Annotated in this window: 24 protein-coding genes and 1 pseudogene; 3 read left to right on the forward strand and 22 right to left on the reverse strand. The window is 40.9% G+C overall.

Features of this window, described 5'->3' with window-relative positions:
- Window positions 1–42 precede the first annotated feature (42 nt).
- The 8 genes and pseudogenes from IEV91_RS15725 to IEV91_RS15760 all read right to left on the reverse strand — a co-directional run bounded on the left by IEV91_RS15725 (window position 43) and on the right by IEV91_RS15760 (window position 9,341).
- A complete protein-coding gene (locus IEV91_RS15725) occupies window positions 43–207 on the reverse strand; it encodes a hypothetical protein (protein WP_188498379.1) in 165 nt (54 codons plus the stop codon).
- Between the two features lie 61 nt (window positions 208–268).
- Window positions 269–706, reverse strand: a complete 438-nt coding sequence (gene dtd, locus IEV91_RS15730) for a D-aminoacyl-tRNA deacylase (protein WP_188498380.1) — start codon at window positions 704–706, stop codon at window positions 269–271.
- Between the two features lie 71 nt (window positions 707–777).
- The gene (locus IEV91_RS15735) at window positions 778–2,958 is read right to left on the reverse strand and encodes a RelA/SpoT family protein (protein WP_505891285.1); all 2,181 of its coding nucleotides are present in this window, start codon (window positions 2,956–2,958) and stop codon (window positions 778–780) included.
- A 307-nt stretch (window positions 2,959–3,265) separates the two neighbouring features.
- A complete protein-coding gene (locus tag IEV91_RS15740) occupies window positions 3,266–3,778 on the reverse strand; it encodes an adenine phosphoribosyltransferase (RefSeq protein WP_188498382.1) in 513 nt (170 codons plus the stop codon).
- Window positions 3,779–6,145 (reverse strand): single-stranded-DNA-specific exonuclease RecJ, encoded by a 2,367-nt coding sequence (gene recJ / locus IEV91_RS15745; RefSeq protein WP_188498383.1) that lies wholly within the window; start codon window positions 6,143–6,145, stop codon window positions 3,779–3,781.
- A gap of 21 nt (window positions 6,146–6,166) precedes the next feature.
- Window positions 6,167–6,532: a LapA family protein gene (locus IEV91_RS15750; protein WP_188498384.1), complete on the reverse strand. Its 366-nt coding sequence runs from the start codon at window positions 6,530–6,532 to the stop codon at window positions 6,167–6,169.
- Between the two features lie 93 nt (window positions 6,533–6,625).
- Window positions 6,626–8,852: pseudogene (secD, locus tag IEV91_RS15755) on the reverse strand (protein translocase subunit SecD).
- A gap of 183 nt (window positions 8,853–9,035) precedes the next feature.
- Complete coding sequence (locus IEV91_RS15760) at window positions 9,036–9,341, reverse strand: post-transcriptional regulator (protein ID WP_188498385.1); 306 nt, start codon at window positions 9,339–9,341, stop codon at window positions 9,036–9,038.
- Between the two features lie 743 nt (window positions 9,342–10,084).
- Here IEV91_RS15760 and spoVB point away from each other — a divergent pair.
- Entirely contained in the window at window positions 10,085–11,638 is a 1,554-nt protein-coding gene (spoVB, locus tag IEV91_RS15765) for a stage V sporulation protein B (protein WP_188498386.1), read from the forward strand.
- 336 nt (window positions 11,639–11,974) lie between these two features.
- Here the strand turns inward: spoVB and IEV91_RS15770 are convergent, their stop codons facing one another.
- Entirely contained in the window at window positions 11,975–12,613 is a 639-nt protein-coding gene (locus IEV91_RS15770; protein ID WP_188498412.1) for a YetF domain-containing protein, read from the reverse strand.
- 202 nt (window positions 12,614–12,815) lie between these two features.
- On the opposite strand from IEV91_RS15770, the gene IEV91_RS15775 reads away from it, so the two are divergent.
- Complete coding sequence (locus IEV91_RS15775; protein ID WP_188498387.1) at window positions 12,816–13,193, forward strand: TIGR04086 family membrane protein; 378 nt, start codon at window positions 12,816–12,818, stop codon at window positions 13,191–13,193.
- 30 nt (window positions 13,194–13,223) lie between these two features.
- On the opposite strand, the gene yajC is transcribed toward IEV91_RS15775, so the two are convergent.
- The 8 genes from yajC to IEV91_RS21985 form a co-directional block, all read right to left on the reverse strand.
- Window positions 13,224–13,550: a preprotein translocase subunit YajC gene (yajC, locus tag IEV91_RS15780; RefSeq protein ID WP_188498388.1), complete on the reverse strand. Its 327-nt coding sequence runs from the start codon at window positions 13,548–13,550 to the stop codon at window positions 13,224–13,226.
- A gap of 25 nt (window positions 13,551–13,575) precedes the next feature.
- The gene (gene tgt, locus IEV91_RS15785; protein WP_188498389.1) at window positions 13,576–14,718 is read right to left on the reverse strand and encodes a tRNA guanosine(34) transglycosylase Tgt; all 1,143 of its coding nucleotides are present in this window, start codon (window positions 14,716–14,718) and stop codon (window positions 13,576–13,578) included.
- On the reverse strand, window positions 14,719–15,762 hold the full coding sequence (gene queA / locus IEV91_RS15790) for a tRNA preQ1(34) S-adenosylmethionine ribosyltransferase-isomerase QueA (RefSeq protein ID WP_188498390.1): 1,044 nt from the start codon (window positions 15,760–15,762) through the stop codon (window positions 14,719–14,721).
- Between the two features lie 41 nt (window positions 15,763–15,803).
- Entirely contained in the window at window positions 15,804–16,787 is a 984-nt protein-coding gene (gene ruvB / locus IEV91_RS15795; RefSeq protein ID WP_188498413.1) for a Holliday junction branch migration DNA helicase RuvB, read from the reverse strand.
- 28 nt (window positions 16,788–16,815) lie between these two features.
- Window positions 16,816–17,412, reverse strand: a complete 597-nt coding sequence (gene ruvA, locus IEV91_RS15800) for a Holliday junction branch migration protein RuvA (RefSeq protein ID WP_188498391.1) — start codon at window positions 17,410–17,412, stop codon at window positions 16,816–16,818.
- A gap of 129 nt (window positions 17,413–17,541) precedes the next feature.
- Entirely contained in the window at window positions 17,542–18,087 is a 546-nt protein-coding gene (locus IEV91_RS15805) for a BofC C-terminal domain-containing protein (RefSeq protein ID WP_188498392.1), read from the reverse strand.
- 153 nt (window positions 18,088–18,240) lie between these two features.
- On the reverse strand, window positions 18,241–18,858 hold the full coding sequence (locus IEV91_RS15810; RefSeq protein ID WP_188498393.1) for a YhcN/YlaJ family sporulation lipoprotein: 618 nt from the start codon (window positions 18,856–18,858) through the stop codon (window positions 18,241–18,243).
- Window positions 18,859–19,187: 329 nt separating this feature from the next.
- Window positions 19,188–20,672 carry a LysM peptidoglycan-binding domain-containing protein gene (locus IEV91_RS21985; protein WP_188498394.1) on the reverse strand — a complete coding sequence of 495 codons (1,485 nt, stop codon included), beginning with the start codon at window positions 20,670–20,672 and terminating at the stop codon, window positions 19,188–19,190.
- A 338-nt stretch (window positions 20,673–21,010) separates the two neighbouring features.
- Here IEV91_RS21985 and IEV91_RS15820 point away from each other — a divergent pair, with 338 nt between their 5' ends.
- Window positions 21,011–21,547 (forward strand): transcription repressor NadR, encoded by a 537-nt coding sequence (locus IEV91_RS15820; RefSeq protein ID WP_188498395.1) that lies wholly within the window; start codon window positions 21,011–21,013, stop codon window positions 21,545–21,547.
- Here the strand turns inward: IEV91_RS15820 and thrR are convergent.
- From thrR to IEV91_RS15845, 5 genes are all read right to left on the reverse strand, one after another.
- The gene (thrR, locus tag IEV91_RS15825) at window positions 21,544–21,993 is read right to left on the reverse strand and encodes a transcriptional regulator ThrR (protein ID WP_188498396.1); all 450 of its coding nucleotides are present in this window, start codon (window positions 21,991–21,993) and stop codon (window positions 21,544–21,546) included. The two genes, IEV91_RS15820 and thrR, sit on opposite strands and share 4 nt — an antisense overlap.
- Window positions 21,994–22,379: 386 nt before the next feature.
- Window positions 22,380–23,666, reverse strand: coding sequence for a GTPase ObgE (obgE, locus tag IEV91_RS15830; protein ID WP_188498397.1), 1,287 nt, complete (start codon window positions 23,664–23,666; stop codon window positions 22,380–22,382).
- A gap of 13 nt (window positions 23,667–23,679) precedes the next feature.
- Entirely contained in the window at window positions 23,680–24,219 is a 540-nt protein-coding gene (locus IEV91_RS15835; RefSeq protein WP_188498398.1) for a Spo0B C-terminal domain-containing protein, read from the reverse strand.
- A gap of 246 nt (window positions 24,220–24,465) precedes the next feature.
- A complete protein-coding gene (gene rpmA / locus IEV91_RS15840) occupies window positions 24,466–24,756 on the reverse strand; it encodes a 50S ribosomal protein L27 (RefSeq protein ID WP_188498399.1) in 291 nt (96 codons plus the stop codon).
- Window positions 24,749–25,102 (reverse strand): ribosomal-processing cysteine protease Prp, encoded by a 354-nt coding sequence (locus tag IEV91_RS15845; protein WP_188498400.1) that lies wholly within the window; start codon window positions 25,100–25,102, stop codon window positions 24,749–24,751. The genes rpmA and IEV91_RS15845 overlap by 8 nt, the downstream gene beginning before the upstream one ends.
- Between the last annotated feature and the right edge of the window lie 5 nt (window positions 25,103–25,107).

Consider the following 25,107-nt stretch of genomic DNA (forward strand, 5'->3'; position numbering starts at 1 on the left):
CATACGAACTGTAAGATTCTTTGTCAAGCCTATTTTATAAAATTACCGTTTAAACCCTTTTTTGAGTTCTCTAACCGCTTCTTGTCCACCTGAAAAAAGCAACGGATTTGTCCCTGGGGTTTCGAAAGATGGACTTAAGAGCTCACGTGCTTCTTGTTCTTCAAAGATTGGAAGTAAGCGTTCACTATGTTTATGAGAAATATGCATTTCAGGTCCAGCCCTTCCTATTTTTCTTTTAGGATAGCCGAACCTGTGAAAGACTATACGTTCACTTTTCCACGATCAGTGTAACAGGACCATCATTTGTTAAGGCAACATCCATGTCAGCACCAAAGACGCCCGTAGCTACGTTCAATCCCTTGCTTCTTAAAGCTTTATTGAAATATTCATATAAAGGTTCTGCCTCTTCAGGAGGGGCTGCCTCTACAAAACTCGGTCGACGACCATGACGCGTATCGCCATACAAGGTAAATTGTGATACAGAAAGAATCTCTCCTGCAGCATCCACAACAGACAGATTCATTTTTTGCTCTTGGTCTTCAAAAATTCTAAGCCCGGCAATTTTATTCGCACAATAATCCGCCTCGACCTCGGAATCGCCTTTTTTTACACCAACAAGAAGTAACAGCCCATGAGCTATTTTCCCAACGGTTCGTTCATCTACCCTCACACTTGCTTCGTTCACCCGTTGAACAACCACTCGCACTAGTAAACGCGTCCCTTCACTCTTGACTTGAGTATTTCTTTATATCCATCTCTAACTGCAATAAACCCTAATCAGTCCATAATTCGTCTGACTGCATAGACATCGGGTATCCGTTTAATACGTTCAACCACTGTCTTAAGATGGCTAACATTATGAATCGCTATTTTCATATCAATTAAGGCCACTTTATTCTTGTCGGCTTTGCCTGTGACCGCATTGATTTGCGTCTTGGTTTCTGATACAGCCTGTAAAACTTCATTAAGAAACCCGTGACGATCATAGCCCGTGATCTCGATATCTACATTGTAGTTTTTCAAGTTTTCTTTTGGAGCTTCCCACTCCACTTCTAGCAACCGGTTCTGATCTTCTTCTAAATGAATGTTGGGGCAGGTTCTCCTATGAATGGACACCCCACGGCCTTTTGTAATATAACCGACAATATCATCACCAGGAACAGGATTGCAGCACTTGGATAATCGAATCATCAGATTATCTACACCTTTAACCCGCACGCCCGTTTCTGTTTTCCGGGTGGAAGTATACGTCTTTACATTTGGAATCGAATTAATGAGATCTTCCACGTTATTTTGCTTTCGGAAACGTTCGGTTAAACGCGTCACCACCTGCTTGGCCGTGATGCCATTATACCCGACAGCCGCATAGATTTCGTCTTCTGATGAAAAATTAAATTTTTCCGCTACACTTGCGATATTTTCATCAGTTAAGGTTTCTTTTGGCTCAAATCCTTGATTTCTTAATTCTTTTTCAACCAGTTCACGGCCTTTAGAAACATTTTCATCTCGGCGCTGCTTCTTAAACCATTGGCGAATTTTATTTTTCGCATGGGAGCTTTTCGCCATTTTAAGCCAGTCTTGACTCGGTCCATAGGAATGCTTGGACGTCATCATTTCAACAATATCTCCCGTTTGCAAATGGTAATCTAGCGTCACCATTTTCCCATTCACCTTAGCCCCGACAGTCTTATTACCTACCTCTGTATGAATGCGGTAAGCAAAATCAATAGGCACAGATCCTCGTGGAAGTTCAATGACGTCACCCTTAGGTGTAAAGACAAACACCATGTCCGAGAACAAATCAGCCTTTAAAGACTCGATAAACTCTTTAGCGTCCTCGGCATCATTTTGCCATTCTAGAATTTGTCGGAACCACGTGAGTTTGTCTTCGAACTTGTTATTGACGTTCTTTGCCATGCCTTCTTTATAGGCCCAGTGTGCTGCAATACCGTATTCGGCAACCTTATGCATTTCTTCTGTACGAATCTGGACCTCTAACGGATCGCCTTTTGGTCCAATAACTGTAGTGTGTAAGGATTGATACATATTGGCTTTTGGCATCGCGATATAATCTTTAAAACGCCCCGGCATCGGCTTCCAATGGGTGTGAATAATGCCGAGCGTTGCATAACAATCTTTAATACTGCCGACGATAATCCTCACCGCAAGAAGATCATAAATTTCATTAAATTGCTTATTCTGAAAAGCCATTTTACGATAAATACTGTAAATATGCTTCGGTCTCCCGTAAATATCAGCTTCAATATTAAGCTCTTGCAGCGTTTCTGTAATCTTACTAATGACTTCAGAGATATAGTCTTCTCTTTCATTACGTTTACGCTTCATCAGATTGACAATCCGATAATACTGTTGCGGGTTTAAAAAACGTAAAGAAATATCTTCAAGCTCCCATTTGATGGCTGATATTCCTAGGCGATTGGCAAGCGGTGCAAAGATCTCTAGAGTTTCATTGGCCTTTTGAATTTGCTTCTCTGTAGACATAAATTTTAACGTTCTCATGTTATGAAGGCGATCGGCCAATTTAATCAGCACACAACGAATATCTTGGGCCATGGCCACAAACATTTTTCGATGATTTTCCGCCTGTTGATCTTCTTTCGATTTAAATTCAAAATGGCGAAGCTTTGTCACTCCATCGACGAGGGCAGCCACCTCTGAGCCATACCGTTCCGTAATATCATCAAGGGTAACCTCTGTATCTTCAACGACATCATGAAGAAGACCACCAATAATTGTCGTCGCGTCCATCTCAAGATCAACAAGGATACCCGCAACTTCGACAGGGTGGATAATATACGGGTCACCTGATTTTCGCAATTGACCTTTATGAGCCTCATCAGCAAAATGATAGGCATCATCTATCCTATTAACCTCTTCTTCGTCAAGATAGAGGATGGCTTTATCTAAAAGATCTTTGATTGTCATATACAAACCCATCACCTTAATAAAAATAACTATATAAGTTCTATTATCGTGAATTACAGACCACATGTAAAGTGCAAAGCATGAAAATTTGTCGAAAACGTCCCTATAGCTTCGGCAAATTGAAAAAACTGGGCAAAAATGTCATAAAACCCGGCTTAAACTCCACCGCTTCGCTAAGCACAGTCTGATGTTCAAGCTTTTACACTCACTTGATGGCCAAAGCCTAAGTTGCACTTATAAGGTCTTCCAACAAAGTTATCACACTGACGTTACAAATAAAAAAGAGCGCTCATGCGTGAGCCACTCTTTCATCTTTAATTTAATACTGCATTAATGTAAAAATATCATAATCCTTTAGTTTATCCCTACCATTCAGATAGGTTAACTCGATCATAAAAGCGAGACCGACCACTTTGCCACCAAGCTTTTCAACCAGTTGTATCGTTGCATCAATGGTTCCACCTGTGGCTAGCAAATCATCCATAATGACGACTTTTTGACCAGGGACAATGGAATCCTTGTGAATAGTCAAAGCATCCTTACCATATTCTAAACCATATTCTACCTTGATGACTTCACGGGGCAACTTCCCTTCTTTACGCACAGGCACAAAACCGAGTTCAAGTGCATAAGAAACGGGACAACCGACGATAAAGCCTCTTGCTTCTGGACCGACGATAATATCAGCGTCTTTTCCCTTGACATACTTCACCATCTCGTCCATAGCTTTTCTATAAGCTTCCCCATTTTGCATAAGGGGGGTAATGTCTTTAAAACGAATCCCCTCTTTTGGGTAGTTTTCGATAATTTTAATGTGTTCTTTAAACTCCATTTAAACTGTGGCCTCCTCAGCACGTGTCAAATCTAAATTAAACTGTTTGAACCATTGGACTAAATCTCTTCTTGATGAATAGCATAAGAGCTCCTCTAGTTTTGAAAGTTCAAGCCTTCTTGAATAGGCTAGCGATTCTGTTAAAGGCCTTTTATTGGGCGATTCATTGAGATACACAAAGTCCTCTTCTATTTTAGCAAAGTCTAATTCAAAAAACACTTTAAACATAAATTCAATGAGCTCTTGTCCCCAAGTTTTGTGTTTTACAATCGCTTGGATAGCTTGTTTATAAGAAAACTTTTTCTGTTTTATAAGAAAAGCATAAAGCCATTTAAATTGTTCTCTTGTTGGAAAGGCGGTAAAAAAGTGCTCTTCTGTTTGAACAAAAATAGCATAGATCCGTCCGGGAAATGTATCCCTACTGTTAAACAGTTTTTGTATACTTTCTATTGACTCTGGTAAATCTAAAAAAACGAGATAAGGACGTTCTTCATCACCACTCACGTGTATTTCCTGTTGCGAAACAAATAAAATATCCTCTTGAAGTTCAGGGGGAAAACCTATCTTATTTGGCGTTTCCTCATTAAAACAAACCACCTGGCGTTTCTTTGCTGGAAGTTGCTTTAACTTATTTATTATATCCTTTTGTCCCCGCCAATCAAAGAGCTGCCACTGCGGAACTCGCAAATCTTCTATAAGAATTTGTGGCTTTCTAAATCCATTCCATTCATTTATGGATAATTCTCCGACAACTGAAAGCTCAGCATCAGGAGCAATGTGTTGATAATAATCACCAATACGGAACCCTACGCCCTCTAGTTTAACATCGTCTTTTTCAAAGGTGAATTTTAAATGATCTTTATTACTGCCGATCTGCTTCATGGAATGAATAGCTAAGTGCTCCATAACAAATCGCGGCTTCGGATTACCGACACCAAAGGGCGCTAATGCCTGAAGTGCTTCAATGCCTTCCACAGAAATCTCTTCAACAGGATACACTTGATCTATTCTTGTTAATGGGGTCAAGAGTTCCGACGTTAAGTGTGATTGTCCATAAATATTTAAACGAGTCCTTAGAGCTTCAATTTGATCTGTGGCAAGAGACATCCCAGCGGCCATTTCATGTCCTCCAAAATGAGGCAATAGATCTTTACATGTTGATAAGGCTTTGAAAATATCAAACCCATCAATACTTCGCGCCGATCCCTTTGCCATTCCTGTCTCAGGGTCAATCGACAAAACGATTGTTGGTCTATAATAAGCTTCCACAATTCTAGAAGCCACAATACCGACGACGCCTTCATGCCAATCCTCACCAGCGACAACGATCACGGTTTGCTGTGTGTCGGGAATTAACTCTACCTTTTGAAGGGCCTCATTTGTCATTTCTTCGACAATGCGCTTGCGTTCAATATTAGCCTCATCCAAAGATTGAGCAAGTCTAGCGGCCTCTTCAGCATTCTCTGATAGCATGAGATCAATAGCTGGTTTGGCATGATCCATACGGCCAGCGGCATTGATTCTTGGCCCAAGACCAAAACCAATATTATCTTCAGAGACTTGTCCCGCTTCGATACCCGCGACGCTTAATAAAGCCTCTATCCCCAATCTCGGGCGTTCATTTATTCTTTTAAGACCTTTAATCGCTAAAAGGCGGTTCTCATCAATCAGTGGCACTAAGTCAGCAATTGTCCCAATGGCCACCAGATCCAACAGCGTCTCAGGTACTTCTTCCCATAAGGCATGAATGACTTTAAAGGCGACACCGACGCCTGCAAGCCCTTTAAAGGGATACGGGCAGCCTGGCTTTTTAGGGTTAATAATAATCTCAGCCTTTGGTAATTCCGGTGGTGGTTCATGGTGATCTGTAATAATGACGTCAAGACCCATTAAACGCGCGGCTTCTATGGCGTCATGGGCGGCGATCCCTGTATCCACTGTAATAATAAGTCCCACACCCTCTTGACGTGCTTTTTCAAAAGCAGGGACATTCGGCCCATAACCCTCTGAAAAGCGATGGGGGACATAAAAGCTCACATTAGCCCCCATCTTTTTGAGACCTGTCACCATCAATGAGGTTGCGGTGACTCCATCGGCATCATAATCACCAAATACGAGGATCTTTTCTTGTGTATGAATCGCTGCACGGATACGATGGACGGCTTCTTCCATTCCATCTAGTGCGTAAGGAGAGTGGAAGTCCTTGTCCTCAATCGTTAAGAAGTCTCGTGCAGCTTCTAATGTGGTCAACCCTCGATTGACAAGGAGTTTTGCGAGTACAGGAGACACATCCAAAGCCTCGACAAATACATTCACTGTTGCTTCATCCTGTTGCTCAATCTCCCACCTTGTTTTTGATTGCAGCATAAAAAATCACCTCTTTCCGCTTTAACGATCTGTTCTATCCTTCTTTTTGTGAGTCTCTTCATGAATATTAAGATCCGCTACGTGACTTTGTGGTCCTTCAATTTCTCCTGCAATTTTTTCATTGTCTGCAGATTGAGATTCTTGAATGTCTTGTAATTGTTGAGTCAATCTGTGCACCATTCTTTGCAAACGAAATACCCTTACAATCCCAACGGAACCGACGATAATGCCACCAACTAAAACAGAGCCTAAAATAACTAAAATAAGTGGCCATTGCGCATGTCCAAATAAATAATTGACGGTTACCGGATCAACATTGATCACAGAGAAAATGGCAATTAAAAGCGCAAAAACAAGAGCAAGGATGAATCCCCACTGCCCTTTCATAGGAACACCTCTTTTCAATTCTTCTCATTAAGTATAGTGAAAGAAGAGAGCGGGCATACGCTGTTGTCGCATACCCGCTACCCCTTTAGTTTCTTAAGATTGTTGTGGTCTGACCTTTTTCTTCTTTTGACGCTGATCATGCTTAAACTTCATAACAGCCCATAGAGGTGCAGCGATGAAGATTGAAGAATAGACACCTGCAATTAACCCAATAAACATGGCAATCGTAAACGTTCGGATCGATGGGCTACCAAAAATCAATAGGGCAATAACCGGAATCAACACCGTCAATACCGTATTGATGGAACGGACAATCGTCTGTTGAATACTTTTATTGACAATCTCTTTATAGTCCTCAAAAGAAGTAAGTTTGCCCTTCTTTAACTTCACATTTTCACGGACACGGTCAAAGGTGACAATGGTATCATTGATGGAATACCCGATAATTGTGAGCAGGGCTGCTATGAAAACAGCATTGACTTCAATATGCAATAAACTAAAAATCGTAATGATAAAGAAAGCATCATGTAACAAAGCAATAACCGCTGTTAGCCCTTGTAAAAACTCAAAACGAATCCAAACATAAATGATGATAAAAATGGACGAGATGATGACTGCCCAAAAGGCATTTTTCGCCAATTCACGCCCAACTGCTGGTGAGACTGTACTCACAGTAGGCTTATAACCCATATCTTTTTGAATCTTTTGCTGAAGTTGATTGATTTGATCCTGATTCAAGACCTTATTCAAGGTCACGCTCGCAAAATTATTGTTGTTGCCCGCCAATGTTGGTCGTTCTGCCTCATACCCTAAAGACTCTACAGTGTCGGTCAACTTATCAATTGATAGGGCATGCTTTCCTTGAATATCAACTCGAGTTCCACTTGAAAAGTCGATCCCTAGATTCATTTTGAAAATGAAGAGACTGACAATACCAAGAATGACTAAAATAGTAGACACGGTAAAAAACAGCTTGCGATATTTCATATAATTTAATTTTTTAAAGCTCATCAATGTCACTCTCCTTTACACCAAAGAGTCTTGGTTTCTTATCAAGCACCCGACTTTTGACCCACAAGGACAAAAAGAGTCTTGAAAGGAAAACCGAGGCAATAAAGGTAATGACGATACTGACGATTAATAGAACAGCAAAGCCTTTAACCGAGCTTGTCCCATACACAAACATGACGATGGCGGCCAAAAGTGTTGTTAAATTGGCATCAAGGATCGTTGAAAATGAGCGCTTATTCCCTGATTTATAGGCAGAAAGAATGGATTTCCCTGTGCGTATCTCATCCTTAATCCGTTCCAACGTGATAATATTGGCGTCTACTGCCATCCCGACTCCCAGGATGAGCGCGGCAATCCCCGGCAAGGTTAAGACAACTTGAAGTCCAACAAAAACAGCAATGACAAGCCATAAATAAATGGCTAGAGAAACAGCTGCGATAAAGCCACCAAAACGGTAGAATAACAGCATAAATAAGAAAATCGCTGCAATACCGATGGCCCCTGCGAGCACTGTATCATACAAAGCATCTTGCCCAAATTGAGCACCTACAGAAGTTGAATAGATTTCTTTCATATCAACAGGTAGAGCCCCGGCATTCAAAAGTTCACTCAGTTCTTTCGCTTCATCTACCGAAAAGTTTCCTGTGATCTGCACATCTTTACTATCAATGACTTCATTAACACTTGGAGCAGAAATAAAGGCCGGATCTGGCTTTTCTTTAGTGGCTTCTTTCGCATAGGTCATGCCTTTCTTCCAATCAAGCCAAATCACTAACTTATTATTCGGAGCCCCCTTATCCAAAATTTCTTTCGTCACCTTGGCGAATTTATTCGCATCCTTTAATTTCATGGTGACCATCGGCTGGTTGGCTTGGTCAAAACCGACTTTAGCACTTCCCGGTTTAAGCTCTGACCCATCCATCATTAATTTATTGTCAACATCTCTAAAGCTTAAATTCGCTGTTGTTGATAACAATTTTCTTGCCTTTGCCTGATCTTTGACCCCAGCAAGTTGAACTCTAATATGGTCCTTCCCTTCAATTGTCACTTGAGGTTCATTGACACCTAATGCGTCAATGCGGTGACGAATGGTCGAGACGGCATCTTGTAATGTCCCTTTACTCGGCGTTGCCTTTGAAACTTGTCCATTTTCATTAATCGCGTGAACTTCATAAAGCACCTCGAAGCCACCCTGTAAGTCCAGACCAAGTTTGACATTATGTAATAATGGTTTTATCGTAAAGCCAATAATTGCTGCTACGATTACTAAAATGACAAAAAAGGATACGATCCTCCCCTTTTTAACCATGATCGTTCCTTACCCCCTTTATGTATTCATTCTCTAACATGTGTTCAAACCTCTGTTCTCTTGAAAGCAGTATCATTATTATAGCCACCGTTAATTTTTGGTGTCAATCTATTCTTAATGAAGATGTCCTGGACGCTATAATTCTCCTTACTAGCAAAGCCAGCGAGCAATAAGTGTTCATCGCTATAGAAGTTCTTCGGTCACCTTCAATAAATCTTCATCTTGAAACATTTCTAATCTTATTTTATTCATATAATCATTCACAGAAATACTCATAATATAGCCGACGACTTGGTGTAAACGCCATTCTTCATCAGCCTCATTTTTCTTCGTTTTCTTTTGCACTTTTTCCTTAATAAATGCCCACAGATCATCTAAACTTAAATGATTAATTCCTAGAAGTTGAAATTCTTCAAGTTTACTCTGTAAAAAAGGGTTTACCTTTATTCGCCAATAGTCAAACGATCCCTGATTTTCACGATCTGTCATGATTCAATCACCCCACTTTTAATATCTTACCACAATATCCTATCAAATGATAAAGCGAATTTTATTCCAGAAAGGTTCTTGAGCCCTTTGGTATAGTCCATATCCAAAATCTAGCATTTTCCTCCGATACGAACCACCTCTCTTGCTATAAGTCAGTTTGTTTTATCCAAAGGCTCCATTCGCATCGTGTGTTATTGATATAGATTGCGACGTAACAGGGTCGCTTACATATAACTATGAATCCAGTGGCTTGGAGTGTAAGGCGCAAGATTCAGAACACCTCAGGAAAAGTGTGTTCCTCAGCGCCGCTGACTCACGGGTGCATAAACTAGAGTCCCTCGGGAAAAGCACGCGTCCGAAAATCCACTTTGGAGCACCCACAAACCGACTCCAAAGTTAGCTGAGGCCACTAAGGATGATCGGTCAAAATCGTCACGTCCTGTGACAACACCGATCCTACCGACATCAAAAAATCGTAAAAAACACGATTTTTCTGCGAGGAATATTCTCTTAGTAGCTTTCCTTAGTCCTGTGGGCATGAGGAAAGCGAGCGACCTGGAGCGGAATTTACACATTATCAGCTCCGGCCCCCTAACAGTTACGTCACCATTTCCTTCAACTCCTAAAATTGAAGCCTATCGAAAAAAGCTTTAGGATAACTTGTCATGCTTGGACTATTGAAACCATATATATATATCATCTTAGAATTTGAAAGCAAGATAGCCTAGCGAAGGATGGATACTATGCAAAGACAATCATTCCTAAAAGGAGCCTTTACACTCATGTTAGCCGGTATGGTGACCAAGCTCCTTGGCTTTGTGAATAAAATTGTACTCGCGCGTATTGTGGGGCAGGAAGGTGTCGGCCTATACATGATGGCCTATCCTACTCTTTTACTTACAGTCACTCTCACGCAATTAGGCCTTCCCGTAGCTATATCTAAACTGGTAGCCGAAGCGAGTGCTTACAACGATACAAAGAAAATAAAAAGAATATTAACAGTGTCCTTTTTTGTCGTCGGCTCCTTAAGCATTCTGTTCACTATTGCCTTAATGATCGTCGCACCTCTTGCTTCACATATTTTATTTACTGATAAGCGCACACTGTATCCACTTCTCGCCATTACGCCGATTATCCCTATTGTAGGTATCGCTTCGGTCTTACGTGGCTATTTTCAAGGCATGCAAAATATGAAACCTTATGCGTTCTCACAAGTCATCGAGCAAATCGTGAGAATCTCACTCGTTGCCACTTTAGCCAATAGCCTTTTGCCTTATGGTATTGAATACGCTGCTGGTGGTGCTATGATCGCTGGTGTCATCGGTGAATTCATTTCCTTGCTCTATATGTTTTGGAAATTTAAGCAAAAGAAACAAATCCCTATCCGCCGCAACTATTGGCACTATCTCAGCGGCGGTCGAACCACTTTTTCACAATTAATGAACATTGCCTTACCGACAACAGGAAGTCGTCTCATTGGTTCATTTTCCTATTTCTTAGAACCTATTGTTGTCGCACGAAGTTTAATGCTCGCTGGCGTCGCCACTCCTATCGCTACTCAACAATATGGCGAGCTTGTTGGCTATGCTTTTTCTATCCTCGGCCTTGCAGGATTTATCACTCATGCCTTACATGTTTCCCTTGTCCCAACAATAAGTGAAGCTGCGGCCCAAAATAAAATGTCCACTATCTTTTATAGATTGAATCAGGCACTTAAAATTGCTTTAATCGCTGGGGGTTTTTCAACCATTGTTTGTTTAGTCTTTGCAAAACCAATAATGGAATTGATGTACCACTCACCGCAATCGGCCGTATACATCTATGTTGTGGCTCCCTTTTTTCTCTTGCTTTATTTCCAGTCCCCCCTTGGCGCTTGTCTACAAGCCCTTGATTTGGCCAAAGCGGCTATGATCAATAGCTTTATTGGCGCCTTTGTTAAAATCGTCACCATCTTTGCTTTAGCCTCACGACCAGAGCTTGGCATTATGGGGGCTGCTCTTGGTTTTTCAGCAAGTATTGTCTTAGTCACTTTACTCCATTTTGCTACAGTCGTAAAAGCCATCGGGTTCCGCTTAAAATATAGCTATTATATTAAAGGTATTATTTCTTTGCTCATTACAGGCTGGGGTGCTTCACTCGCCAATCGCTACTTGCTTTTAGATTGGGACCTTTTACCTCGAACGCTCTGTTTAATCTTAATGATTCTAATCTTTTACATTATCATGATAGTGTCTACAAGACTAATAACGAAAGAAGAACTGGCTCACTTTCCTATCATTAATAAATGGGTGGCGTAAATAAAGCTACCCATTTATTTACGCGCTTAGGATTACACGGTACCTGGACACTACAGTCCACTTGATTGTTGCCATCTTTTTTCAGTGTCTAAACGAAGACTAGGTGTTCTTAGGGCCACTGAAAAACATGTAATTGATATTTAAATACAGAAATATACTTGCTTTCCGCGCGCGGGCGACCCGCGAGCCTCCTCGGGGCGTAATATGATGTGCTCTGTGGGCTCTCGCCAAGCACGCTGTTCCCGCAGGAATCTCACGTATTTCTGAAATTCTATTCTTGAATTTACTTTTTAGTCGCTTCGGTGTTCTTCGGTCAGTTTTTCTTAAGTTAGGCCATCACTCTTCTTTTAACTTGATATGAAAGACTTCATTTTTATCCAAAATACAACTCGCAATAAGTTTTATATTTTTATATCCCAATACCCGAAGTTTTTGCCTAAGCCAGAGCGGTGTCTTATGTAAACGGGCTAAATTGTGCTCCTGAACTTTCCCATCTTCAATTAAGGGTAAAGGAAGCGGCCTCTCTTGTTTATCCTTCGTAATATTGTCATCATGATGCAGTTGTTTCAAGACTGACAATTTACCATTGGGCTCTAGTATCGCGAATTCAACATCATCTATCCTTTTTACGTTTTTCTCGCGAAGCTGCATAAGTAAATCATCAAAATTATACCGCTGTTTTCTCATCTGCTTTTTATCAATTTTTCCATCCTTAATGATTACCGTTGGTTCACCATCCATTAATCGCCTTAAATGTGGAGCCTTTAACGAAAGATAGGCAAGAGTGAGCTGGATGAAAAGGAGAGAGAAGATCGGAAGAAGTGTTATGAAGAGGGACGTCGATGTATCCTCAATGGAAGTAACCGCTAACTCGGCTATCATAATCGAAATAACAAAATCAACCACACTCAATTGACCGATCTCTCTTTTTCCCATTAATCTAAAGGTCAATAAAATAACACAATAAATAATCATCGTTCGCAGGATGATCGTCGCCAATCAACTTCCCCCTTTCACCACTTTGTTCTTAGTATGAGCTAAATAAACGGGATTATCAGGATACGATAAGACATTTTCACAAATAGGAGAAAGGGCTCATCCCTTCATCTTTCACTTCTAAAAGAAACAAGCTTGAATATGCATTTAATAAGAACGCTTGGGACAGGAGGTGATGTGAATGTCAAAACGGGTCGTCCAAGCTACGAGCTATGGAATGATCACCGCCTTTATCTTAATTCTTATCGTCGCTCTTATTTTCGCCACTCTTTTCCGATTTACAGCCTTAGATGAATTTTCAATTGGTCAGCTTCCCTTACTCATCATTTCATTTTGTGCACTGTTTATTGGGGGATTAATATCTGGAGCGAAGCTTAAAGAGAAAGGATTGATGATTGGAGCCATTACTGGATTAACATACTCTTTATTCATTTATTTAATCCTATTTCTTGGTTATGATCGTCACCTCGGGCTTGATCAATATCTTACAATCCTTGTGAATGTAATTGTCACAGGCATGGGGGGGATTCTTGGCGTTAATTTATTTGGACGTAAATAAGCGCGCACCCTATAGGGTACGCGCTTTTCTTTATGATTCTTGTTTTGCTTCTTCTGTTTCTTTTTCGACAACAGCGTCTTTTTCGTGAGGGTTAACTTTCTTCTGAACAATCTCACGAATGGCGTTTCGATCGAACGTTAATTTAGTGTTACCATTACATTTAATTGTGACTTGACCATCTTCAATCACATCAACAATCCCGTGTAACCCACCAATCGTCGTAATCTTGTCGCCCTTCTCTAAACTGCTTTGCATTTCTTGTGTCTTCTTCTGACGCTTTTGTTGCGGACGAATTAACAAGAAATAGAAAATCGCGAAAAAGATGACCAACATAATTATGGAACCTGCTCCACCCATTGCTTTCACTCCTTTTTATGTATTTTTAAAAATTCTTAGCGTTAGGCTGATTAAAACCATAGCGCTCAAAAAATTCTTCTTTAAAATCATTGAGCCGATCTTCTCTTATGGCTTCGCGGACACGCTCCATTAATTTTATCAGAAAATGGAGGTTATGATAAGTGGTAAGTCTAAATCCGAATGTTTCATTGGATTTTACTAGATGCCTGATATAAGCCCGACTATACGTTTGACACACATGACAATCACAATCCTCGTCAATAGGTCTAAAATCTCGAGCAAATTTCGCATTGCGAATCACTAAGCGGCCTTCACTTGTCATGCACGTTCCATTCCTCGCAATACGAGTAGGCAGAACGCAATCAAACATATCAATGCCCCTGATAGCTCCTTCAATCAAAGCGTCTGGTGACCCCACACCCATCAAATATCTTGGTTTATGCGTTGGCAATAATGGGGTCGTATATTCTAGGGCTTCATACATTAAATGTTTCGGTTCTCCAACAGATAAACCACCAACTGCATAGCCTGGAAAGTCCAGAGAAGTGAGAGCTTCAGCACTCCGTTTACGTAAATCTTCATAGACTCCACCTTGTACAATGCCAAAGATCGCTTGACGATCAGGATGTTTATTGGCGGCTAAACACCGCTCAGCCCAACGGCTTGTTCTTTCTAAAGAATCTATGAGGTACTCACGTTCAGCGGGGAACGGTGGACACTCATCAAAAGCCATCATAATGTCAGAGCCTAAGGCATTTTGAACATGAATAGACTTTTCCGGTGTAAGAAAAAGTTTTTCTCCGTTTAAATGGTTACGAAAATGGACGCCTTCCTCTGTAATTTCTCTGAGGTCGCTTAAACTAAAGACTTGGAATCCACCGGAATCGGTAAGAATACCTTGATCCCAGTTCATAAAGCGGTGAAGACCACCTGCTTCTTCTACAATATCTTCCCCTGGCCGTAACCAGAGATGATAAGTATTGCTTAAGATGACGCCGGCCCCCATTGCCTTTAATTCCTCAGGGCTCATCGTTTTAACTGTTGCCAGCGTTCCGACAGGCATAAACATTGGCGTATCAAACGTCCCGTGGGGAGTGTGAAGCTTCCCTAGGCGGGCACCCGTTTGCCCACACTCTTTAATCAATTCATAAGTTACAGGTGTCGTCATTTAATTCTTTTTCCTTTCTAAAACAAGCATCGCATCTCCAAAGCTAAAGAAACGATACCGCTCCTTAACCGCCTCATTGTAGGCGGATAATAAAAACTCTCTTCCCGAAAATGCACTGACAAGCATGATCAACGTGGATTTTGGGAGATGGAAATTAGTGATAAAACCATCGACCCCTTTATATTCATATCCAGGAAAAATAAAAATATCTGTCCAGCCCGAGGAGGCCTCAAAGTGACCAGCGCATTTTGTCGCAATGGTTTCGAGTGTACGGATCACTGTCGTTCCTACCGCAATGATACGGTGCCCGTCTGTACGTGTTTGATTTAAAGTATCAGCCACTTGTTCTGACATGCGGTAAAATTCAGCATGCATATGGTGATCTTCAATAGTATCAGTTTTAACAGGTCGGAAGGTTCCCAAACCTACATGAAGTGTAATAAAGAGGATATTGACTCCTTTGTCTTCAATACGTTTGAGAAGCTGCTCAGTGAAATGTAACCCGGCTGTTGGCGCTGCCGCTGACCCTTCATGCTTTGCAAAAACGGTTTGATAACGGTTTTGATCTTCAAGCTGTTCACGAATATAAGGCGGAAGGGGCATCTTTCCTAACTCGTCCAAAATTTCATTAAAAATCCCTTGATATTCAAAGCGAAGAACACGGCGCCCTTCATCTGCGACTTCAATACATTCAGCTTTCAGCTTTCCTTCACCAAAATCGATCACTGTTCCAAGAGTGATCCGCTTGGCTGGCTTGACTAAGCACTCCCAGTTATCCCCTTGAAGCTGCTTTAAAAGTAGAATTTCAACTTTTGCCCCTGTTTCTTTTTTTGTCCCAAATAATCGTGCTGGCAATACCTTTGTGTCATTTAAAACAAGAGTATCCCCAGGCTCAAGATAATCGATAATATCGGAAAAATGCCGATGTTCGATTTTCTCATCATTAGGATGGAGCACCATCAAGCGAGAGGCCTCCCGATTTTCCAAAGGTGTTTGTGCAATAAGCTCTTCTGGTAAATCAAAATCAAATAATGATACATCCATACGTCTTTCACCTCTTGAAGTTTCACAATAATGATTATTTCTTACTCATCTTTTATATTTAAATGTTCGTAGACTAACGGTGTAACCATTCTCCCTCTTGGCGTCCGTTGTAAAAAGCCAATTTGTAATAAGTAGGGCTCATAGACATCTTCAATGGTATGTCTTTCTTCACCAATAGTCGCCGCAATGGTATCCAGTCCAACAGGACCACCTTTAAACTTCTCGATAATACTTGTGAGCAATTGATGATCGATATGGTCTAATCCCTTTTCATCCACTTGTAGCCGCTCTAACGCTTCGCGTGTCAAACGTATGTCAATATCGCCTGTCCCGACCACTTGAGCAAAATCACGCACTCGTCTAAGCAAGCGGTTGGCAATTCTTGGCGTCCCTCGAGAACGTCCTGCAATTTCATAAGCAGCTTCATGATCAATAGGTGTTGAGAGAACATCCGCTGTCCGTGTAACAATTGATGCGAGCTCATCTACCTCATAATATTGTAAGCGTAAAACGACACCAAAACGATCACGGAGCGGTGGCGATAAATATCCTGCCCGTGTGGTAGCCCCCACTAACGTAAACGGCGGTAAATCAAGACGCATCGAGTGCGCTGTTTCCCCTTTTCCAACAACAATATCAAGACAAAAATCCTCCATTGCCGGGTAGAGCACTTCTTCTACATGACGGGGTAAGCGATGGATTTCATCTATAAACAAAACATCCCCTGGCTCCAAAGCCGTTAAGACAGCGGCCAAATCCCCGGGACGCTCAATGGCTGGACCGGAAGTCGTCCGAATGTTCACACCCATCTCGTGGGCAATAATCATCGATAAGGTCGTCTTTCCCAGACCCGGGGGGCCATATAACAGGACATGATCTAAGGCTTCATTTCGATGTTTAGCGGCCTCAATAAAGACGCTAAGATTTTCTTTTACTTTTGTCTGTCCAATATAATCCTTAAGTGATTGCGGTCTTACAGAAGACTCAATAGGTTCTTCATTAGGATCTGCCTCTTGGGACATCATTCGCTCTTCGCCCAATATAGCTCCCCCCTTATTGGTTCAACATAAGCTTCAGTGCCTCTTTTACATATTGCTCAGCTGATAATGCTTTGTCTTTGAGATTTGGAACAATCTTCTTGATTTCTCTTTCGGAATAACCTAACGCTTGCAGTGCTTGAATGGCTTCTTCTAGGTGGCCACCTTGTTGAACGTCTTTTTCCATGGGCTCCCCGTCGGAAGAGATCACAGTTGACGCTTTGACTTTGCCTTTAAGATCAAGAATCATTTGTCTCGCTGTTTTTTTACCAATTCCAGGAAATTTAACTAGGAATGTTTCATCCTCAGCTTCAATCGCTTGAATCACACGCTGGGGTTCCCCTGTTGCCAAAATGGCTAAAGCCCCTTTAGGACCAATGCCCGAAACACTGAGGAGATGGATAAATAAGGCGCGCTCTTCCCGTGTCTTAAATCCGTATAGATGAAGGGCATCCTCACGGACATATTGGTATGTATAAATTTTCATTTCTTGTCCTATTGGTTGAAATGAAAACGGGTTAGGACAATAAATCAAATAGCCAATGCCATGATTTTCTATAGTCACTGCTTCACCATTAACGTAAGCAATCGTGCCTTGAATAAATTCGATCAAAACTCTCTTCCTCCATAAATCAATCAATAAACCATAAAGATTCTCCTCACCCTATCATAACATAATTCGACTTTTAACATGAATAAATATATCGCCTCAAGCATTAAAAGCCCAGTTATGACTGAGCTTCTAACGATCGCCTCTATTTTTAATGGGGGTATAATGTAATGCGTACCGTGAAAAAGAGTGAATCATTTTGGTATAGTGTTGCTTATCAGAAACAGGTATACCATTTTTTAATTGTTTTATGAGATTCACTTGTAAAGCATCCACATCGATTTGAAAAAAGGTTTGAATAATTTGATTGGCTTTGGGATCACCCTTAAATAGCGTTAAAGTATTGCCATCTTTTAATCCTAGAACGCCCACTGACTTTGAAACGGGAGAAAGGTCTTTGACTGTTCTTTTTAAGATAAGTGTCGAGTTATTATTTTCTAACACCTTCCATTTAGGATGTTGATTTAAATAATCATTGACAGAAATAATATGTTTTTTCTCTATTTGCTGAATCGAAACACCATCGATATATTGTGTAATTAAATGAATTTCAGTAGGTTTAGCCGCTTGGACTTTTATTGATTCATCTAAGGCATAAGCCCCTTGATGAGAAGGGCCTCCATATAGCCCCAATAGAACTATACTAGCGATCATCATTTTTGAAAAAAAAGTACTCATGAAAATTCACCTCTTATTCGGAGAATTTATTAACAATAAATTTAGTATATCCGAATAAAAGAGGATTATCCGTTATGTGGAAATCAAGGATAAGGATGTGCAAAAATAAAACAGGCACCCAAATGTGCCTGTTTTATTTTTTGTGTTCAGTTATTAATGGGCGTTATTTTGGAAAGGGCGTTTTACAGCATCACCTAGGTCATCAAGAACACCCGTGATGTCAGAACGTACTTCGTCTAATGGTGTGCCATTATCTAAACGGTCGTTAATATTACTGATGCGGTCAACCATATCTTTATCGGTTACGACACGAACCTGCTTATCTCGAGCAATATTTTTAGCCGTTGATCGAATGGCTTGTTCCACTTCTTGTTGATTTTGTACATCCTTATCTAAGGTTGCTCCAATGACGACTGTATTACCATTTGTAAAAGCACTGGCATCATTAACATTGTTTAAACGGGCCACTTGGCTCGCGATACGACGAGAAAGATCACTGTCTCCAGCAACAGAACCGTTATTATTGACATTGTTATAGTCATTACCGTTTCTGTTATTTTGTAAAGATGCATTATTATCATTAACATCATTACGTGTCACATCGTCTGGATTGGCACGGTCGGTATAATAGCCAACATTTCGCAAGGCGTTGTTATCGCCCATAGCGCCATTGCGATCGTTATCTGCACCACACCCTGTTACCAAACCTACAGCCATTAAACCGGTTGATAATAATGAAAGTGTTTTTTTCATGATAAATGCCCCCTTCACCCAATAGCATGTGTGAAAGAGATCTAAAGTAAACTAACAGTTAGAGGGTCACATGTCAAATTTTTCAGCTTAGAAAATTTAGCTTTTCGTCAAGCCTTAATGGCGAAAGCCTCAGTTGCTCTTATAAGTTTTTTTGACGTAAAAAAAACAGGGCTTCCACTTCAGAACGCTCACTTTCCCCATGCCCGCACGATATAGGTAGACCGTCCTGGTGGCCAACATTTTAATGCTTAGAAGTTTGACCTCCATCAAAGAACTCCCGGGAGAAATATCCTGCTACATTGATCTTAGTTTCCTTTATAAAAAAAGAAAAGTGACGAAAATAACCGTCACTCCTCCTTATCGTCTTCATGTTCACTTGGAAAATCCGGTAAAGATATAGAAGCTTGATTGTAGGATTCCCATAACGAATAGGGGTTCTGATCTCTATGGGGCAATTCTGGCATGCCTTGTGAATACTGACCAGAACTTGGGTAGTAACCTGGTGTTACTTGCTGCGGTGGTATGGCTCCAAATCCTTGAGAAGGTTGAGGACTATAGCCCTGTGTAGGATAACCATACGATGGATAACTCCCCTGTTGTTGTTGCGACTGTTGTGGCGCATATTGCGGGTCACCAGTTGCAGCCGTTGGCGACATTCCCTGGTCTCCATCAGACTGTTGTTCATCTGCAGCACTAGGTTGCATTCCTTGCATTCCTTGTATTCCTTGCATTCCTTGCGCCTGATAGCCCATCGGTTGATACCCTTGATAAGGATGACTCATCGGTGGCATCATCCCTTGTTGGGGGTATGGATAACCAACTGGGTAAGGGGAAGCAACGTATTGTGGCGGTTGTCCTGGATATCCCATTGGCGGTTGTGCTTGGAATGGATAGCCACCTGGCATCGGCGTTTGTTGCAGATAGTCTGATTTTTGAGTTTGCTGTGATGGCCCAGCTTCTGGCATGGTTTGCTGTCCAAAGCCTGTCGACGGATCACCTTGAAAAGGATATTTATTCAAAGTTCCTTGCTCAGGATACGTCATTTTACCTTGTCCTAAACCAGCAACAGGCTGTTCATGAAAATAAGCTGAATGCCCCTTTAGATGCTCTGCCTCCTGATAAGGTGCTGCATACGTACTAGGATCTGGGAATTTCCATTTGTCATTCATTCCTTGATTCGTCATTTGTGGTTCATTACTCTTTGGTGTCATCATGTTTGGATAAGGATCATCTAAAATTGGAAAATGATAAGATCCTTCATTTGACTTTGTTATTTCTTCTGGATTGGTTGGAGGCATCACTTTGGAATGCTTTAATGGCATCTGTTCTTTTGAGTTCTCATTAACTTTAATGGTTTTTTCATTAGTGTTATCCTTTTTTTCGTTATTTATGGGCTCCTTTTTAATATTCGGATTGGACTTAGGGGTTGCCTTTTTAGTCTTTTCCTTTTTTAGTTTTGGTTTTTTAGGCGTCTCTGTTTGTGGATTCTCGACCTTTGGATTTTCAGTTTTAGGATTTTCTTTGACTGGATTAATCGGATTGACTGGGTTCACTTGATTTTCTTTATTCGGAGATTTTTCCATTGGCTTTTCTTTAACGGGCTTTTCTTTAACAGGTTTTTCCTTGACCGGAACTTCTTTAATGATTTTATCTGCCTTTACCTTTTTCTTGATCGCTTTCGCTCCTGATGGAACTTTTATTTTCATTCCTGGCTTAATTTTATCCGGATCAGAAAGTTGGGTATTTATTTTTTTGAGTTCTTCTAAGGTCACATTATGCTTCTGAGCGATTTTATATAAAGTATCTCCGAGTTGAACGATATAAATTTTCAAATAGATCCTCCTCCATTGCACAAGTTACTACAGTATATTTTTGCAATAGGCGAATTGCCACTCTTTTTTTAAATTTACTCGTATAAGTCTTTTTCCGGGGCAAAGATAGAGAGCACCATCTCATTAGATACTGAAGAAGATCGTCCGTTTTTATGTGTTACCTTCAACCTCAAGGACACCCATCGCCCCGCCCCTAAAAAGCGAGTAAACAGGATTAGACATCCTCTCATATGGATAAGAAGTTGATGTAAGCCCCGTTTTTCTTAATAGTCTCCATGCTTAACATCCCTTTTTTAGGTATAATAAAAACAGACCTATTTGTTACAGGAGGATTTTCTATGACGGAAGAAAAATTAATGGGAAATGAGAGAAGACATAAGATTCTAACCTGGCTGAAAGAATCTCAAGAACCTTTAACTGGAAGTGAACTTGCCAAAAAGACAAAGGTCAGTCGTCAAGTGATTGTTCAAGACATCTCACTCTTAAAAGCTAAAGACGAACCGATTATTGCTACATCTAGAGGTTATGTATACTTTCAAAAAAGCGAAAAACAAAAACACGTTCAAGTCATTGCATGTAAGCACGATCAATCTGGCACAGAACAAGAGCTTAATTTATTAGTGGATAATGGTGTATGTGTTAGAGATGTTATTGTCGAACATCCAATTTATGGCCAAATCACCACTTCACTTATGCTTAATAATCGCCGCGATGTTCAACATTTTATAAAAAAAGTCAATGAAACCGGTGCTTCCTTATTATCTGCATTAACTGAAGGGATTCATTTACATACGATTGAATCTGAAGACCAAAAAAGACTTAGTGATGCTTGTGAGGCATTAAAAAAAGAGGGATTTCTCATCGATAATGATTAAATCCCTCCTGTGCCCACAATATCAACCTTTTCAACGCCAATGAGCCTTTCAAGCTGCTCAATCAAATCACTTAGGGAAAGGTTGATCGAGGTCGTATCCATTGACAATGAAACATTGGCTCTCCCTTGTAAAGGGATAGACTGGTGTATAGTAAGAACATTACAATTCGCTTCTGAAAGGATATTCAAAAGTGATTTTAATATCCCTGCTCTATCCTCTAAGTGGAAAAAGAGCGTCACGACTCTTTCCTTAATGATTTTTTGAAAGGGTAATATGCCATCTTTATATTTATAATAGGCACTACGACTAAGATCGACCATTCGCACTGCCTCGGTAACGCTCCGTGCCTTGCCTGTCTCCAATAATTCCTTAGCCTCCAACACTTTAAGCATGGATTCAGATAAGACATCTTTACGCACGAGGTAGTATTGTTCACGCTGACTCATCAAATCCCCCCTGTATCTAATGACAACCCCCAAGTCTTATGTATCAGAAAACTTGGTTTTTGCTAAGCACGGCCTGATGTTCAAGCATACGCCTTCACACATTAAAGATGTCTCGCCAAGCTTAAATGGCAAAAGCCTAAGTTGCACCTTTAAAAGGTTCAAGAATGCAAAGTGAAACATGGCGAGACGCCTGCGGGATTAGCAAGCCAGGCGAGACCCCCGCAAAGCCACTAAATTTAAAGGCTTGAGAGACTTGCCGATTGCCCGCGGAAAGCAAGTCATTTTTCACTTAACCAAAGTGTTGATGGGCAAGTCTCTGGTCACCCTATGTACGTTATCTTTCTTAACCCTTTTAAAAGAGGAGAACGCAAAGGCTCTCCTATTCGTTAGTTCACAAATTCAAATTCAAAGTCGAGGATTCGAACAATATCTCCATCTTCAATGCCTCTTTCGCGTAGCGCATCATCAAGTCCCATGCCTCGCATGCGTTTAGCAAATCGACGAACAGATTCATCACGATTAAAATCTGTCATTTGAAAAAGTTTTTCAATTTGCTTTCCAGAGACAACGAAAGAGCCATCATCATCACGAGTAATGTAGAATGGTGTTTCCATTTCTTCAGCTCGATAAACGACTTTATCTTCATTTTCTTCTGATTCACCAAGCGGAAACATTGGGGTTTCATCCACTAACTGCCCTACGTAACTTATAAGCGGCTGAAGGCCGGTTTTAGAGAGCGCAGAAATTGGGAATATTTTTATTTCATCGTTTTGTAACTGCTCTTTGAATGCCTTCAAATTCTCTTCTGCCCCAGGCATATCCATTTTATTGGCTGCAACCACTTGCGGGCGTTCCATCAAACGAAATTCATATTGGCGAAGTTCCTCGTTGATTTTAACATAATCATCGTAAGGGTCCCTTCCCTCAGCACCAGACATATCAACGACATGGATAATGACCCTCGTTCTTTCAATATGCCTTAAAAATTGATGCCCGAGTCCCGCACCGAGATGAGCCCCTTCAATAAGCCCAGGCAAATCAGCGATGACAAAACTATTGGCTTCATCCACCGATACAACACCCAGATTAGGGGAAATCGTCGTAAAGTGATATTCTGCCACTTTGGGCTTGGCTGCGGAAACTACAGATAACAATGTTGATTTGCCGACACTAGGAAAGCCGACCAGCCCGACATCGGCCAGTACTTTTAACTCAATTCTAATATCTCTTTCTTGTGCTGGCTCACCGTTTTCAGCGTGATAAGGAGCAGGGTTGGCAGGTGTTGAAAATCGTGTGTTTCCACGCCCTCCTCTTCCTCCTTTAGCAACAACAGCGCGCTGTTTATTCTCAGTTAAATCGGCAATCATTTCATCGGTTTCAGCATCATAAACAATAGTGCCCGGGGGGACACGTACGACTAAATCCTCAGCATTTTTTCCATGCTGATTTTTAGGACCGCCATTTTCGCCACGCTTGGCTTTAAAATGTCTTTGAAATCTAAAATCCATTAACGTGCGTAATCCCTCATCAACCTCAAAAATCACATCGCCACCACGACCACCATCGCCACCTGCTGGTCCACCATTTGGCACATATTTTTCTCTTCTAAAAGCGACGATGCCATTACCACCATCGCCACCTTTAACATACACTTTTACCTGATCTACAAACATTTGACCACCTCAGTCATCGGTGAATAGAAAAAGTCAAAACAACTTCTTCACTATGTACATATTCTGTATCGAAATCCAATGAATGATTCGATCTTTGCCTTAAAAAAAAGGCTTTCGCCTGCTCAACGTCTTTAATCATACCGACAAAATCAAGTGTCATTTTCATCCGATCCTCTTCTTGATCTATTCTTAAAGTTATTGTATTTTCAACATGATGCTCGACCGAACGATTGAAATAATCCAAAGTCTCTTTAAAAAAAGCATAGAGCTTGTCATCGTATGAAACTAAATGGAATGGATGTCCTGTAACTTCAACATCTAAACTGACAGCTGGCTTGTCTAAATTATATGTCAATAAAAAAGCAGCTAGCTTAGGTCCCGCTACATTTGAAAGCAAGGCTTCATTCTTGGCCTTTACAATAACGCTTGCAATAATTTCTGATGCACGATCGACTCTCATTAAATCAAGGTTTGCTTTAATTAACTGCAGATCGTTTAACCAATCATGCCTTATAGCTCTTAACAAATCGACTGTGTGTTGAGCATCACCCATATCAATAACCCCTATACCCTATTTGGACTGGACTCATTCTATGATAACTTAAATCTTTAAAATTAAAAAGAAAAGAAAGTCCCTTAATTTCATTGCCATCCTATTTCTTCCTTGGACAAACTCTAGTCAACGGTTTCATCACTTAGACGCCAACGCTTCGCTAAGCACGGCCTGATCTCAATTTCAGGCATACGCCTTCTAACGTTAGAAGTGCAAAAAACCAGCCCTCAAGGCTGGTCTTTATAATTATGCTTCTTTTGCTACAGGATAAACACTGACTTGCTTGCGGTCACGTCCAAGACGTTCGAACTTAACAACACCATCTACTTTTGCGTAAAGAGTGTCATCTCCACCGCGGCCAACATTATTCCCAGGGTAAATCTTAGTCCCACGTTGACGATAAAGAATGGAACCACCTGTAACGAACTGTCCATCAGCACGCTTGGCACCAAGACGTTTTGAAATGGAGTCACGTCCGTTTTTAGTACTACCTACCCCTTTTTTCGAAGCGAAAAATTGAATATCAAGTTTAAGCACGTTTTCCACCTCCTTGACGATCATTTACTTGTATATGTTCAGAGTATGAAGCCTCAATCGTTCTCAAAGAAGAAAGCATCCCTTCAAGTAACAATGTCACTTGTTCTCGGGAATTATTTTGAATACTCTCTGGAATGGAACAGGAAAGATAACCACCATCTTCCGACTGCTCTATGTCTAATGCTACTCCACACAATTCTTCCACAGCATTAACAGCACCAAAAGTGACTGCAGAAACACCAGCACAAATGAGATCATAGCCGTACGGCCCTGCCTCAGCATGGCCCGTAATCGTCACTGTTTGAAGTTCGCGTTCATGAGTTCGCTTCACTTGGACCTGAATCATATCAT

The organism is Pullulanibacillus pueri, assembly GCF_014639255.1.
Taxonomy (GTDB): domain Bacteria; phylum Bacillota; class Bacilli; order Bacillales; family Sporolactobacillaceae; genus Pullulanibacillus; species Pullulanibacillus pueri.

What these genes read in the sequence shown, in the direction of transcription:
- IEV91_RS15770 (WP_188498412.1), bottom strand. Translation starts at nt 12,613, where the DNA reads ATGATTATTTATTGTGTTATTTTATTGACCTTTAGATTAATGGGAAAA.
- IEV91_RS15775 (WP_188498387.1), top strand. Translation starts at nt 12,816, where the DNA reads ATGTCAAAACGGGTCGTCCAAGCTACGAGCTATGGAATGATCACCGCC.
- queA (WP_188498390.1), bottom strand. Translation starts at nt 15,762, where the DNA reads ATGGATGTATCATTATTTGATTTTGATTTACCAGAAGAGCTTATTGCA.
- IEV91_RS15740 (WP_188498382.1), bottom strand. Translation starts at nt 3,778, where the DNA reads ATGGAGTTTAAAGAACACATTAAAATTATCGAAAACTACCCAAAAGAG.
- spoVB (WP_188498386.1), top strand. Translation starts at nt 10,085, where the DNA reads ATGCAAAGACAATCATTCCTAAAAGGAGCCTTTACACTCATGTTAGCC.
- IEV91_RS15750 (WP_188498384.1), bottom strand. Translation starts at nt 6,532, where the DNA reads ATGAAAGGGCAGTGGGGATTCATCCTTGCTCTTGTTTTTGCGCTTTTA.
- IEV91_RS15725 (WP_188498379.1), bottom strand. Translation starts at nt 207, where the DNA reads ATGCATATTTCTCATAAACATAGTGAACGCTTACTTCCAATCTTTGAA.
- ruvB (WP_188498413.1), bottom strand. Translation starts at nt 16,787, where the DNA reads ATGATGTCCCAAGAGGCAGATCCTAATGAAGAACCTATTGAGTCTTCT.
- IEV91_RS15835 (WP_188498398.1), bottom strand. Translation starts at nt 24,219, where the DNA reads ATGGGTGATGCTCAACACACAGTCGATTTGTTAAGAGCTATAAGGCAT.
- tgt (WP_188498389.1), bottom strand. Translation starts at nt 14,718, where the DNA reads ATGACGACACCTGTAACTTATGAATTGATTAAAGAGTGTGGGCAAACG.
- recJ (WP_188498383.1), bottom strand. Translation starts at nt 6,145, where the DNA reads ATGCTGCAATCAAAAACAAGGTGGGAGATTGAGCAACAGGATGAAGCA.
- IEV91_RS15760 (WP_188498385.1), bottom strand. Translation starts at nt 9,341, where the DNA reads ATGACAGATCGTGAAAATCAGGGATCGTTTGACTATTGGCGAATAAAG.
- IEV91_RS15845 (WP_188498400.1), bottom strand. Translation starts at nt 25,102, where the DNA reads ATGATTCAGGTCCAAGTGAAGCGAACTCATGAACGCGAACTTCAAACA.
- IEV91_RS15820 (WP_188498395.1), top strand. Translation starts at nt 21,011, where the DNA reads ATGACGGAAGAAAAATTAATGGGAAATGAGAGAAGACATAAGATTCTA.
- yajC (WP_188498388.1), bottom strand. Translation starts at nt 13,550, where the DNA reads ATGGGTGGAGCAGGTTCCATAATTATGTTGGTCATCTTTTTCGCGATT.
- obgE (WP_188498397.1), bottom strand. Translation starts at nt 23,666, where the DNA reads ATGTTTGTAGATCAGGTAAAAGTGTATGTTAAAGGTGGCGATGGTGGT.
- thrR (WP_188498396.1), bottom strand. Translation starts at nt 21,993, where the DNA reads ATGAGTCAGCGTGAACAATACTACCTCGTGCGTAAAGATGTCTTATCT.
- IEV91_RS15735 (WP_505891285.1), bottom strand. Translation starts at nt 2,958, where the DNA reads ATGGGTTTGTATATGACAATCAAAGATCTTTTAGATAAAGCCATCCTC.
- IEV91_RS15805 (WP_188498392.1), bottom strand. Translation starts at nt 18,087, where the DNA reads ATGAGTACTTTTTTTTCAAAAATGATGATCGCTAGTATAGTTCTATTG.